This window comes from Paenibacillus sp. Y859 (assembly GCF_056786405.1).
This window is the reverse complement of the sequence record NZ_JBXCIZ010000005.1, coordinates 19,478-32,954: the sequence shown is the minus strand read 5'-3', so window position 1 is coordinate 32,954 and position 13,477 is coordinate 19,478. Positions and strand designations below refer to the sequence as shown.

General features: G+C 42.4%; 10 protein-coding genes. 1 reads left to right on the top strand and 9 read right to left on the bottom strand.

What is annotated here, in order from left to right; translation table 11 throughout:
• Positions 1-18 precede the first annotated feature (18 nt).
• From AC1TO8_RS12720 to AC1TO8_RS12705, 4 genes are all read right to left on the bottom strand, one after another.
• On the bottom strand, positions 19-1,173 hold the full coding sequence (locus AC1TO8_RS12720; protein ID WP_482055997.1) for a mannitol-1-phosphate 5-dehydrogenase: 1,155 nt from the start codon (positions 1,171-1,173) through the stop codon (positions 19-21).
• Complete coding sequence (locus AC1TO8_RS12715; RefSeq protein ID WP_482055996.1) at positions 1,170-1,610, bottom strand: PTS mannitol transporter subunit IIA; 441 nt, start codon at positions 1,608-1,610, stop codon at positions 1,170-1,172. Before AC1TO8_RS12715 ends, AC1TO8_RS12720 begins: the two co-directional genes overlap by 4 nt.
• Before the next feature lie 6 nt (positions 1,611-1,616).
• Positions 1,617-3,689, bottom strand: coding sequence for a BglG family transcription antiterminator (locus tag AC1TO8_RS12710; RefSeq protein ID WP_482055995.1), 2,073 nt, complete (start codon positions 3,687-3,689; stop codon positions 1,617-1,619).
• Positions 3,690-3,773: 84 nt separating this feature from the next.
• Positions 3,774-5,249 carry a PTS mannitol transporter subunit IIBC gene (locus AC1TO8_RS12705; RefSeq protein WP_482055994.1) on the bottom strand — a complete coding sequence of 492 codons (1,476 nt, stop codon included), beginning with the start codon at positions 5,247-5,249 and terminating at the stop codon, positions 3,774-3,776.
• Positions 5,250-5,609: 360 nt separating this feature from the next.
• On the opposite strand from AC1TO8_RS12705, the gene AC1TO8_RS12700 reads away from it, so the two are divergent.
• Complete coding sequence (locus AC1TO8_RS12700) at positions 5,610-7,358, top strand: alpha-glycosidase (protein WP_482055993.1); 1,749 nt, start codon at positions 5,610-5,612, stop codon at positions 7,356-7,358.
• Positions 7,359-7,463: 105 nt separating this feature from the next.
• On the opposite strand, the gene AC1TO8_RS12695 is transcribed toward AC1TO8_RS12700, so the two are convergent.
• The 5 genes from AC1TO8_RS12695 to AC1TO8_RS12675 form a co-directional block, all read right to left on the bottom strand.
• Entirely contained in the window at positions 7,464-7,721 is a 258-nt protein-coding gene (locus tag AC1TO8_RS12695) for a hypothetical protein (protein ID WP_482055992.1), read from the bottom strand.
• A 117-nt stretch (positions 7,722-7,838) separates the two neighbouring features.
• Positions 7,839-8,684 carry a sugar ABC transporter permease gene (locus tag AC1TO8_RS12690; protein ID WP_482055991.1) on the bottom strand — a complete coding sequence of 282 codons (846 nt, stop codon included), beginning with the start codon at positions 8,682-8,684 and terminating at the stop codon, positions 7,839-7,841.
• The gene (locus tag AC1TO8_RS12685) at positions 8,681-9,982 is read right to left on the bottom strand and encodes a carbohydrate ABC transporter permease (RefSeq protein ID WP_482055990.1); all 1,302 of its coding nucleotides are present in this window, start codon (positions 9,980-9,982) and stop codon (positions 8,681-8,683) included. The genes AC1TO8_RS12690 and AC1TO8_RS12685 overlap by 4 nt, the downstream gene beginning before the upstream one ends.
• Positions 9,983-10,078: 96 nt before the next feature.
• Positions 10,079-11,398 carry a sugar ABC transporter substrate-binding protein gene (locus AC1TO8_RS12680; protein ID WP_482055989.1) on the bottom strand — a complete coding sequence of 440 codons (1,320 nt, stop codon included), beginning with the start codon at positions 11,396-11,398 and terminating at the stop codon, positions 10,079-10,081.
• Between the two features lie 302 nt (positions 11,399-11,700).
• Entirely contained in the window at positions 11,701-13,416 is a 1,716-nt protein-coding gene (locus AC1TO8_RS12675) for an alpha-amylase family glycosyl hydrolase (protein ID WP_482055988.1), read from the bottom strand.
• Positions 13,417-13,477 lie beyond the last annotated feature (61 nt).

The following is a 13,477-nucleotide window of genomic DNA, read 5'->3' as shown; positions in this document are numbered from 1 at the left end:
CTCCTCTCCATCCATTGGTTATGCCCGCGGGGCAGAAATTTGATCGTAACTGTCGATCACGAGACGATACACAGGATGTCCTTCTGGAATGGATGTGTATTCTGTGATTGTTGGACCGATACCTTGATCCTTAATCGATTGTTGAAGGATAAGCGATTCTGGGTCTTCCTCATTAACGAAGCGGAGAGCCGCAGCCATTACCATAGCTAGCTGTTTCGGCTCTATCCCCATTTCATGCGCTTGCAGAGCTGGCTTAACAAGCCGGTCATTCGGTGACAGCTTGCGGATCGGTGAACGGCCCACCCGTGTCACTTCATCGGTTAGATGAGGATTACGGAAACGCCCAATAATGGTTTCAATGTATTTGCCATGTTCTACTTTGTCAAAGCCATATTGACCTACAAGAACAGCTCCTGTCTCGCTCAATGTTTCCTTTATTTCATCAACAACACTGTCATCGGCCATGGCTTGCTGGATCGTCTCATACCCTTTCAGGTTGCCGATGTAAGCCGCAGCACAGTGACCTGTATTGACCGTAAACAACTTGCGTTCAATAAATGGAGTAAGATTATCGACGTAGTGGATACCTTTAATTGGCTTATAGCCTTCAAACATAGCAGAAGAATCGACCACCCACTCATAGAATGGCTCAACTATGACCGCAAGCGGATCAGCATTATGCTGAATTGGTACGATTCGGTCTACAGCAGCATCTGGAAACGCTACAAATTCGGCAGCTTTCAACTTAGATGCTTCATCTAGATGACTATATACATGTTCCTTCAGTTGAGTGCTACCACCAATGGTATTTTCACAGGCAATGATATGCAATTTCCCTGCTCCATTGGCAATCCGTTTCTCAATACCAAGAGCAATCCCAGCAGCGATGTGCTTTAGAATATTGACACCAACGGCCGTTGTGACCAAGTCTGCTTCCGCAACAGCCGTAACGACTGCATCCAGATTCGTCCCATCAATCGCGGTTACCCCTTCGACATGCAGTTGCTCTTTGTCGTCATCAGCCAGCGTCACTGTATATTCACCTCGCTTTTGTAATTCTTCAACGAGCGTCTGATTCACATCAGAGAAAATGACCTCATAACCAGATTGTGAAAGTAGTACTCCGATAAAACCACGTCCAATGTTACCTGCTCCGAAATGTACGGCTTTCATTCTTCTTCCATTCCTTTTTCAAAAATTTCGATCATTTCTTCTGGAGTTGAAGCTTTCAGAATCCGCTCAATACTTTCATCATCTGAGCAAATCATTGCAACGTTGGTCAGAATATCTAGGTGATCATCCCCAATGGCCGCAATCCCGATGACCAAATGCGCAATGTCGCCCTCACCGAAGTCCACACCTTCAGGAAGCTGCACAATAGAAAGTCCTGTGGATTTAACGAACCCCTTGGATTGGCTTGTACCGTGCGGGATAGCAAGGCCACCACCCATATATGTGGAAAGAGAGTCTTCACGTTCAATCATACTGTCAATATAATTTAGCTCTACGTGTCCAGCCTGCACTAACAGTTCACCAGCTATACGAATCGCCTCGTATTTATCGTTAACAACTGCGTTCAATTTCACTTTATTCGGGGAAAGTATATTCATTTATCTTCACTCTCTTTCTATTTTTGTATTGAAGAATATTTTTAAGTGGACTGTCAAATAGTTACGAATCGTTGTTTCCTCACCTGCTTCTAGCAGTGCAATCATGTCACTATCAAGTAGCATTGCGCTAATCTCGCTGAGTACTTCTAGGCTTTCTCGCGACATCGTCTGAGGTGCAAGCATCAACAAGAACTGGTTTAGTTGCGAAGGTGGTACCGTCGCAACCTGAAGCGAACCAACCAATCGAAAAAGCGACAAAGATGACTGTTTCACTTCAGGGCTCCGAGTATGAAACAGAGCAAGGGCAGTGCCGGGAATCATTTGGCTTCCACTTTGCTCACGTTCAAGCAATTGTTTCGTGACAGTAGAAGCGCTTATAATAAAGCCCTCCTCCTCCACATATCGGCATGCCTCTTCTAGTATCTCGCGTAGTTCATAACTTCCCTCTTGGATCTGAATGACTTTGAATTGTTCGGTCAATCGCACGATTTCATTTAACGTATTATTCAAACTTTGCAGATGAACGAATGCGGGCTGCGAAGTCATCTTTTCCTTACCAATGGATACGCTAGCACCAATACTATCCAGCGTCTGTTCCCTTATAAAGGATCGCAATCGTTCTGATTCCCCAGACGTGAGGAGTGGGCTAACCTTCATATATTGCCCAGGATCAAGCGGTAAATCAATCGTAGAGATAATCAGATCATACGTCTTCTCCGGAATTCTGGATGCCTCATACCATGACACCCGATCAACAATGTATATCTGTGGAAGCTCCTTCTGAAGTCGAATCTGCAGTAGCTTGGAAGAACCTATGCCGCTAGTACATACCAATATGGCGCGTACTTCTCGCTGCAGCTGTTTGAGTCGCTCAAGCGACGCCCCGAAGTGCATGACAAGGAATCCTATTTCCTCATTTGGCACATCCAGTTCGGGAAGTACGCTATTCGTTGATTCGCGTACGATCCCAAACAATCTGGCATAATCCCTTATTATCTGATCCAGAAGTGGATTGCGTATATTCAGGCCATCATGCAACCTCTGAATAGCTACTTTCATATGATCAAATAACCCTTCCCGAAGAGAACGATCTTCACTGAAGTCTACTCCCATCACCTGCTGTATATGTCGGATAAGAGAACGTACCGTTTCCGCTAGTGCCAAATCATCCCCAGGCAGAAGCATCATACCTTCACGCTGTGCATGTTCCAAGAGTCCTAATATATAGGACATCTCAGCAGGTGGTAGTGATGCACCCATATGTTTGGACAGCATTTCCGTCAGCACGCGTATCTCGGTTTCGTCCTGCGGTACGCGGTTCTCTATCCGCTTCGTTTCATATTGAGCATCAACGGTCTTACCCGCGCGAATCCGCTGCAGTGCAATGGACAGCCGAATCAACAAATCAGTATACGCATTCTCGCTTAAGCGTTCGGCCCAGTGCCCCTCCCAATTCCATAAGATGCCCTCGACATCCGCCATCTCTTTTTTCCCTGCAATCATCAATAATTCCCTGTCAAGTGAATGATTCGATCGCTCGTCATCGAAGCTAATTAACTCTGCGTCGTCAAGTCTCAGCTTAATTAGCTGCCGTATCGTCTCCCGTAGCGACTCTTCCTTAGCTGATAGTTCGACACCATATCCTCTTCTTCGAATCAGAGTTACACCAAATTTCTTAACCCAACTGGCAAGTTCATCAAGATCACTAACCACAGTAGGGACAGTCACTTTCAACTCGTGAGCCAACGTAAATAGCTTGACTGGCTCATTGTTCTCCAAAAGAAAAATCAATATATATATTTGTCTTTCACCAGGGGAGAAGTCGGTATGTTCCGAGGTAGAGACAGTGCGCCGTAGCTCCTCTAGTCTCGCCGTCTCACCTTGCAGACGGATGCCAATGCCTGATTTCCTCACTAACATAATCCCACTCGAACGCAATACATCCTCAACCGCTACTAATTCGCGATGTACAGTTCTTGAACTGACATGAATGTCAGTCGCAATTTCTGATGTTGTAAGATCACGGTCGCTCCGAAGTAATAGTTCTAGTATTTGACGAGTTCTACTGGAAACATTCATTCGCAACCTCCTTATAACAGCATAATGACTCAAACGCTGGCGATAAGTCGCCAGCGCTAGAGCCTATTGTGGTGAGATTGACTATCAGCTGAATCGTTCCACGAGTTTTTCATACTCAGGGCTTTTCAGAAAGTTGTCAATGGAGATATGCTCCGCCTTCGGTGCCTTGACTTTAGCCCGATCGGTCAATGACTTATGTGTGATGACGATATCTGCATCATCCGGAATTTCACTTATTGCTGTGTTGATGACTGTAATTTCCGAACCCGCAGCTTTCATCTTTTTGCGCAAGATCGAAGCGCCCATTGCGCTTGAACCCATACCTGCGTCGCAAGAAAAGACGATCTTATGAACATCCTCTACCGGTTTAAGCACTTCGTTGTCAGCTTCGGTAGATTCGACCACTTCCTGAAGCCCCGTATCTTTAACAGCTTCTCTTGCTGCTGCAGGTGCCCCAGCGGCCTTCATATCTTTCAATTTCGAAGTTGCCTGTTCTAGATCATCAGTATCTGCACCATCCTTTTTAGACGTTCTGAGCAGTAGAGCAGCGACAACAAACGAGGCAATCGTTGCTGTCACGACACCGCTTAGCGCCTGCAGAATACCACCTTTAGGCGCCATGATAATGTAAGCGATGATACTGCCAGGAGATGGTGGTGAGACAAGACCGGCCCCAAATAGCATGAACGTAAAGGTCCCTGTGACCCCACCTGCTATTGCAGCTAGAATCAGACGAGGGTTCATTAAGATATACGGAAAGTAGATTTCATGAATACCACCGAAGAAGTGGATAATCGCCGCTCCAGGAGCCGATTGTCTCACGGAACCCCGCCCCACAATCATATAAGCGAGCAGAATACCAAGGCCCGGACCTGGATTAGATTCCAACATGAATAAAATGGATCTCCCGGTTCTGGCAGCTTCATCTAACGCAATCGGACTGAGCACACCATGGTTAATCGCATTGTTTAGGAACAAAATTTTGGCCGGTTCAATAAGGATATTCACCAAAGGGATTAAGTTTTGGTTAACCAAAACTTCCACACCAGCGGTCAGCCCTTTGGTCAACACCTCAATAATAGGACCAACGCCGGAGAAAGAAGCCAAGGTCAGAGCTCCACCGATAATACCGAGCGAGAAATTGTTAACAAGCATTTCGAAGCCTGACTTAATTTTCCCTTCAACCGCGTTATCAAATCGCTTCAGTATCCATGCAGCCAGTGGACCACAAATCATCGCTCCCAAGAACATTGGAATGTCTGTTCCGACGATAACCCCTAGCGTCATCAAGGCGCCGATGACTCCACCGCGTTGTTTGTGTATCATCGTACCGCCCGTATAACCGATCAGCAGCGGAAGTAAATATTTAATACTTGGATCAACAAGGTTTGCTAAGTATGCATTTGGAAACCATCCCGTAGGTATAAACATCGCTGTAATGAGTCCCCAAGCAATGAACGCGCCAATATTCGGCATAACCATCCCGCTCAGGAATCGACCGAACTTTTGAACTCCGACTCGAATGCTCCCAGTTGAAGCTTTGTCCTTAACTTCTCCCATATTCGGTTCCTCCTAAATATATAATCATTTTCTTTTACCGAATCAGCCTAGCTCACCCATTCAATTCAGTATATGTCTATGGTAGGTCGTACATTGCTTTAGAACAACAAAAGGATAACTTCGTTTTGTCAGTCATATTGTTGACATAATTTAAGAAGGTTAATATAGTTTCAATCTTTTCCTATGGATAGCAATATACAGTCCAACAGCTTTATGGTATATTCGAATTATCTGATTGCTAATGCTCCATGTATTACAATAAAATTAATAGGCAATGCTACCTTAATAATTGGGTACAACCTCGGCTATATTTTAGTCTTGTGTTGTGCCCTTTTTTGGTAGTTATGAGAGGAGATTATCATGTTATTAGAAGCTATTTACCATCGTCCGAAACAAAACTGGTGCTACGCTTACGATGAGCGCACCATACATATTAGAATTCGCACCAAACGAAATGACGTTGATGCTGTTCATGCTATGGCCGGTGACAAATATGCATGGGATCAGACAATGGTCTACATCCCTATGACCATTTTGTCGTCTGACGAAATGTTTGATTATTGGGAGTGTGAAGTTATACCGCCGTACCGCCGCTTAAAATATGGATTCTTATTGCAAGAAGGCGATCAGAAATTATGGATGACGGAGTACACTTTCTTGGATGAGCCTCCTGCGGATCCGAATCGTCTCTTTGAATTTCCATATATCAATTTAATCGATGTATTTACAACACCTGAGTGGGTCAAGGATGCGGTGTTCTATCAGATATTTCCGGAAAGATTTGCAAATGGCGATCCTAGCATCAACCCTGTAGGAACACTCCCATGGGGCGGAACACCAAGACCTGATAATTTCTTCGGTGGAGATTTACAAGGCGTTATTAATCACATTGATTATCTGAGCAACTTAGGAATCAATGCACTCTATTTCACACCATTGTTTATAGCAACTACGAACCATAAATACGATACCGAAGATTATTTACAGCTTGATCCTCAATTCGGTGATATTGACTTGCTGAAGAAGCTAGTATCTATCTGTCATGAACGTGGAATACGTGTCGTCATGGATGCTGTATTTAATCATTCTGGCAGAACATTCGCACCATTTGTCGATGTTCAGAAGAATGGGGAACAGTCCCGCTACCGTGATTGGTTCCATGTGTCCAAATTCCCGATCACAGTAGAGAATGGCATTCCAACATACGACACCTTTGCCTTCGAGCCTTTGATGCCTAAGCTTAATACCGAGAATCCTGAAGTCAAAGCCTATCTACTCCATGTGGCAGAATATTGGATTACAGAGGTTGGTATTGACGGTTGGCGGCTTGATGTCGCCAATGAGGTAGATCATCAATTCTGGAGAGAATTCCGCCAAGCCGTTAAGAAAGCGAAACCCGATGCTTATATACTAGGTGAAATATGGCATGATTCCTCAAATTGGCTACAAGGTGATCAATTTGATGCGGTCATGAATTATCCTTCCACCAATGCGATCCTTGATTTCTTCGTAGAAGGTTCCACGGATGCAGAAGGATTCTCACATGCCATCGGCAAACAGCTAGCTCATCATCCTCGTCAAGCAAATGAGGTCGCTTTTAACTTGCTTGATAGCCATGATACAGCGCGTCTAATAACACTCTGTAAGGGTGATAAGCGCACAATGAAGCTCGCTGTCACATTCTTATTCACCTTTACAGGCACACCTTGTATTTACTACGGTGATGAAATAGGTCTAACCGGTGGGCATGATCCTGAGTGTCGTAAATGCATGGAGTGGGATCCTGCTAAACAGGATCAGGATCTATTCAAATTCTACCAACAATTGATAGCGTTTCGTTTGAATCATCGTGCACTTCGTACAGGTTCATTTACATTCCTATCTTCTGCTGCAGATAGTGCGATCATTGCTTATGCACGTGAGGATGAGAATGAGAAATTCGTCATTATTATGAATAATAGTAGCCAACCTCAATCCACTAAAATCACTTTAGAGGAATCCCAATTCGAGGATATCCGCTCAGCTCAATCGCATAGTGTCAATAATGGTTCACTGAACATAGAATTGCTTCCTTACGAATGTTTGATATTAAAAGCTGTGCGTAAATAGACACTCGAAAATAATAAAAAGGGTATTCCACCAGCCTATCATCCGGCCATGGAATACCCTCTTTAGCTATTAACATCGCGTTCATTCAGAATTTACGAATTCATCTTAAGTTATAAATATAACTAATGTTTGATTGAACTTCTCAGACATTTCTTCAAGCCGCTTCGATAAACCTACTAACTTCTCGCTTACAATATATTGCTCATTGGACATTGAAGCAACCTCCTCCGTCGATGCACTTGTCTCTTGGACTACGGCACTTATAGAAGTGATGGACGCAGATAATACGACAATACCAGCAAACAATAACATGAATAATTTCATCCCGATTGTTCTTGGATGTATTCTATGTATCCATTTCAAAATCGCCAGTCTCCTTTCATCATTTCAAAAAGGTACAGCCTCTATCCTTACGAGAACTGTACCTTGTTAAAGTTCTAATCAACTATGTTTCAACATTCATCACTTACCTAACTACTGTTATCCCTTACTCGCTCCAGATGTTAAGCCTTCCACAAGAAGCCTTTGCAGGAACATAAATAGAATCGTAATCGGAACGGCAATCAGTACTGCTCCTGCTGCGAACAGGGTAAAGTTGGTATTCGTGTTGGAGCTCACCATTTCATATAGTCCGACAGCTACTGTCCATTTCTCCTTAGATCGCAATATCATCTTCGCAAAGATAAAGTCGACCCATGGACCAACGAATTGCGTTAGCCCCATATAAGTGAGCATTGGTCTAGAAAGTGGCAGAATGATTCGTGTGAAAATTCTGAAATTACTCGCTCCATCTATCCTCGCCGCTTCATCCAATGAGCGTGGGATCGTATCCAAGAATCCTTTGGCAATAAAGGTTCCTCCTAGAGGGGCACCCGCTGCATACACAACAATTAAGGCGAGATGTGTATCAAGCATGTTGAATTCTTTAAGAAGCAAATAAATAGCGATCATGCTCATAAATCCTGGGAACATCCCCAGAACCAATACGGTAGAGAGTGCCGTCTTCCGTCCACGGAAACGAAAACGTGATACAGCATAGCTAGTTAACAGTGTGAGAAAAATACCGATTAACATCGAAAGAATCGATATCTTCAATGTATTCATGTACCAATTACCAAACAAGTAACTTTTCGATGTGAATAATTCTCTATAATGATCCAAAGTAAAGCTACTAGGAATCAACGTCTTACTGTACAATGATTTCCCCGGCCGAAACGAACCGAGAACGACCCACAATGCAGGATATACGGCAGTGATCGCTAACATAACAAGAACAATATAACTTAGCACCAAACGCAAACTATTCTTTGCTTTCCGTCCACTCATTGGATCATATCCTCCTCTTTGAATGACTTCGTTCGGCGGTAATTATAAATGGAGAACGAGGCGATGATTAGGAAAATAATGATCCCTACAGCAGAAGCCATATTATATTTATTCTGATCTAACGTTAACTTGTACAACCAAGTCACGAGTAGGTCGGTCGCTCCAGCATATTGGTAATCGCCCACGACTGGATTTCCGCTTGTTAGTAGGAAAATCGCATTAAAGTTATTGATATTTCCAGCAAATTGCGTAATGAGTATTGGTGCTGTCGAGAAAAGTATCATCGGCATCGTAACGATTCGGAACTTCTGATAGTTCGTTGCGCCATCAACTTCGGCCGCTTCATACATATCGCGTGGAATTGTCGTTAAGACACCCATAATCAATATCATCGAGACTGGAATCCCAACCCACATATTAACCACGATAACCGTCACCTTCGCCCAGAACGGATCTGTTAACCATGGAAGTCCACTTAAGCCAAAATATTGGAGGTACTGATTAACAGGACCGAATTGACCATTGAACATATTCCTCATAACAAGTAGCGAGATGAGCTGCGGAATGGCATAAGGAATAATTAGAATCGTTCTCCACAATCCTTTGAATTTAATACCTTTTTGGTTAATAAGTAGCGCTACTAGTAGACCGCCAAAATAAGTAGTTACCGTTGATAGTACTGCCCAAATAAGGGTCCAAGTCAGGACTCCATAGAATGTGTGGCTCCACGTTTTGAGTGAAACTAAATCTCTAAATGTATCAAATCCAACCCAATCGACGAGCTTAGCTGGCGGAATATGGTTCGGAGCAGAGTAATTCGTAAATGCTAGCATAACCATAAAGATGATAGGCATAACTGTAAAAAATAAAATACCCATTGCCGGTAAGGTCAAAAAGGCTTGAGCGAATTTATAATCCAAAACATACCGAATGGATTGCTTGAAACTGTTCGCTTCTTTTCCCTGTTCTCTTAGCTCTGCTGTTTTACGCGCATCTCTGACATTCATGACATAAATAATAATAAAGATAATTAAAATTAATATCGTTATTAAACTTTGTATTAGAATAAAGATCGAATGGTCTCCTGCAACCCACTTCCCATCGACCTTCATTCTTGGCGTATCTCCAAGTGATACAACGCCCCACAAAGCTCTAGCCAAATTACTATTGAAATAAATAATCGCATAGGCCTCAATTAGCAGAAATATAAAACCTTTTATAAACTGACGGTTATATATTTGTCCCAGCCCCATGCTTATAAGCGACAGTATTGTGGCTTTGTTGCGATATCTGTCCACAAGCCCTCTCCTCTCCCTAGAAAAATGAGGATTTACCCGCCACATGATGTGACGGGTATCTTCAATTTAGTATCCTACTATTAGTCCATTTTACTTTTACTCCGTTGTACCACCATTTAAGTCTTTAATTTGTTGAGCTGCCTTATCCATTGCTTCTTTTGGATCTTTGTCATTATCCCAAATTTCTGGAAGAGCAGCATTTACAGGACTCCATACATTCCCCATTTCAGGAATAGTAGGCATTGGCTGAGAGTTGATAACTTGTTGAGCGAAGCCTGCAACAAACGGATCACTCTGGATTTGATCAGATGCCAACGCTGCATTGTTAGTCGGTATAGAACCAACTAATTCGTTTAGAAGAAGTTGTGCTTCTTCATTCGATGCGAATTGAGCGAACAATTGCGCAGCATTGGGATACTCAGTGAAAGAGTTTATATAGAATGCTTTAATTCCAGAAAATGAGATGGCAGGTTTACCATCAATCGTTGGAATCGGTGCAATTCCAAGCTTATCTCCTAGCGCTTCTTTATAACCTGCAAGTTCCCAAGGGCCCGTAATATCCATTGCTACATCACCTTCGTTGAATAAACTACGTTTGATATCTGGCGATATATCCCCACTCTTAATAGGGAGTGCTTCTTTTAATTTTACATATGTCTGCAATCCTACAATTGCACCTTCCGAATTGACTCCAATGTCATCTTTATTCGTACCATTATCTCCATATACGTATCCGCCTCCGCTAGCAATAAACGGATAGTTGAAGTACAAATTGCCCGTTTCCCACATAATCCCGAATCTGTTCTTTGATTTATCGGTGAATGTTTTACTGAACTCGATCACTTCATCGAATGATTTCGGAGCTTCTGGCAATAATTCTTTGTTATAGAAGAGAGCATATGTCTCAGCTGCTCTTGGGTAACCATACAATTCACCATCGAAAGTTACACCTTGAATTGATGCTGGTGTATTGTTAGCTATTGTATCTTCAGCTAATAACTCATTAGTTAACAATAGACCCGCTTCTGCTGCTCTTCCCAAGTTATCATGCGGGAACATAACAACATCTCCTGCTAATCCAGAAGGACCATCTTGAGTCAACTTCGTAACTTGATCTACTGCTGCCACTTCTTCGACTTTAACAGGGACACCATATTTCTCTGTAAATCTCTTGGCAATTTCATCTGTAAAGGCTCTTTCTTCTCTGCTCTCCCATACAATCAACGTAGCGCCATCCTCTGCTTGAAGTCCCTCTTCAACAACCACTTCTTCTGGTGCAGGTGTGTCCGTCACTGTATTGGTTGGTGCTGGTGCAGGCTCCGCGTTATTCGTCGTTGCGTTGTTGGACCCACAAGCAGTTATCGAGACTGCCAAAGTAACGGTTGCTAATAACGTCAATAATTTATTCATTTTCATACAAATTTAATCCCCTCTCTAATTGGTTATTCTTTTAACTTATGCTTTTAACTTATGTATGTTTATCATGGTGTGCAAACGATTTCACAAACGAGTAAAAATGAAGCGCTCAAATCCCTAAATGTGTGATTGTTCGTCTCATTCATTTGAGGTAAGCGCTTTATTTATAGGTTCATCATACACAATAGAATTTGTTTTGTAAAAACGTTTGCATATACCTATTTCAGCCGAAAACGTCCATATAGGTATTGTTATAACTCTATATCTGTATATATCGCATGATTACTCTATATCTTTAGGCATTACTTCATTATCACCGTAGAATAAGGAGCTATTACCAGCATATCGCTGTCAAGACCCGTGCCATTACTGTCTTTTTTTATGATTTCAGTAAATAAATAATCTGCTTGATCCCAAGCTATTTTTATTTGCTGCTCTTTACCTGATACATTATGCATAATTAGCACTTGGTTAGATTGAGTTCTCCGAATATAGGATAATATTTGCTTATTACCCGTATCATAATAATGGATATCCCCATTATGAAGTTCTCCGATTTCATTTCTCCATGTTACCAATTTACGATAATGGGCCAGTAATGAATTCTCATCCTTCGTTTGTAATTCAACACTGGCTGAATTATCACCAGTATTATAGATCAGCTCTTCCCAGGTCGTCTGTCCATTGCCTTGCACTCCACCTTCATACCAGATCATAGGTTCACGAATTTGCTCATCTGGCTTCGCACCTAACATACCGATTTCTTCACCATAATATATAAAGGGATTCCCTGGTAATGTCAACAAAATCGAGGCCACCATTCTCGCATGATCTACATTGCCGTCAAGCTGACTCATCACCCGGTTCTGATCATGATTCGTTAAGAATATAGCATCAACAAATTTCCCTTCCGATTTCGTGTTAAACAGTTTATGCGTCCGTTCTAGTGTAAATGCTAAGCTATTATCACGTTCACTTTTGACACTATTCATAATAGATTCTGCTAGACTGAAATTAAAACCAGAATCAAATGCCTTATCCAAATAAGGTGCCACTGAAGCCACTGAATTCTCCCATACTTCACCGACAATATAGGCTTCCGGATTAATCTCATTCATACTACTTCGGAACTCCTGCCACCAAGCAATATTCTTGGCTTCTATTTCCTTGTCTTTATCCGACACTAAATCTTCGAAAATATGCTTGGCTGCATCCAGTCGAAAGCCATCCATTCCTAGCTTCAGCCAGTACTGACCAATCTCCTTCATTTCTGTTCGTATAGCAACATTGTCGAAGTTCAGATCAGGCATCCCATCCCAGAATATCCCCATATAATGATTCCCATTCGCCTCATACCAAGGATTGTCACCTGATGCAGCACTAATACCACTTCGATCTCTATTCTGATCCTCAGCCCACACATACCAATCCCGATATGAACTCTGCTCCCCTTCTACTGAATCCTTAAACCACGGATGTTCTTTACTCGTATGGTTTACAACCAGATCCATAATAACTTTAATGCCACGTTTATGAGCTTCATCAATCAATATTGTCAGATCTTCTATTGTTCCATAGTCAGGATTCACAGTTCTATAATCGGTTACATCATATCCGTGATAGCTTGGAGAAGGTTGAATCGGCATGAGCCAAATCCCACCTACACCCAAATCGTCAGTTGTAGAGGGATCCCCATCATTCAGATAATCAAGCTTCTCGATAACCCCCCGTAAATCCCCTATACCATCACCATCCGAATCATAGAAAGAACGCACAAAAATTTCATAGTAGACTGTTGAAGGTTGTTCATCAATCAGATCCTTCCTCTGTGAAATAGCTAACTCATTTCGTTGTGCCTCGGTAGCAGGTACGGTGGTGTTTGTGTTATTCGGTTCTATTTGTGTTAATGTAACATTATCTGCATCATTGCATCCCATTAACAGCATACTGAATACAGATATCCCCATAAATCCAAAAGCAAATCGTTTGTAGTATCTAGTTAATGTCGCATTCGTCAATATGTCATCCCCCTTCATTTGCGCATTCATGCGCTTTATGGGTATATAATAACGGAGGATT

Bases quoted from the DNA above. Each gene is read 5' to 3' on its own strand.
- AC1TO8_RS12710 (WP_482055995.1), bottom strand. From the start codon at position 3,689: ATGAATGTTTCCAGTAGAACTCGTCAAATACTAGAACTATTACTTCGG.
- AC1TO8_RS12690 (WP_482055991.1), bottom strand. From the start codon at position 8,684: ATGAGTGGACGGAAAGCAAAGAATAGTTTGCGTTTGGTGCTAAGTTAT.
- AC1TO8_RS12720 (WP_482055997.1), bottom strand. From the start codon at position 1,173: ATGAAAGCCGTACATTTCGGAGCAGGTAACATTGGACGTGGTTTTATC.
- AC1TO8_RS12705 (WP_482055994.1), bottom strand. From the start codon at position 5,249: ATGGGAGAAGTTAAGGACAAAGCTTCAACTGGGAGCATTCGAGTCGGA.
- AC1TO8_RS12715 (WP_482055996.1), bottom strand. From the start codon at position 1,610: ATGAATATACTTTCCCCGAATAAAGTGAAATTGAACGCAGTTGTTAAC.
- AC1TO8_RS12680 (WP_482055989.1), bottom strand. From the start codon at position 11,398: ATGAAAATGAATAAATTATTGACGTTATTAGCAACCGTTACTTTGGCA.
- AC1TO8_RS12700 (WP_482055993.1), top strand. From the start codon at position 5,610: ATGTTATTAGAAGCTATTTACCATCGTCCGAAACAAAACTGGTGCTAC.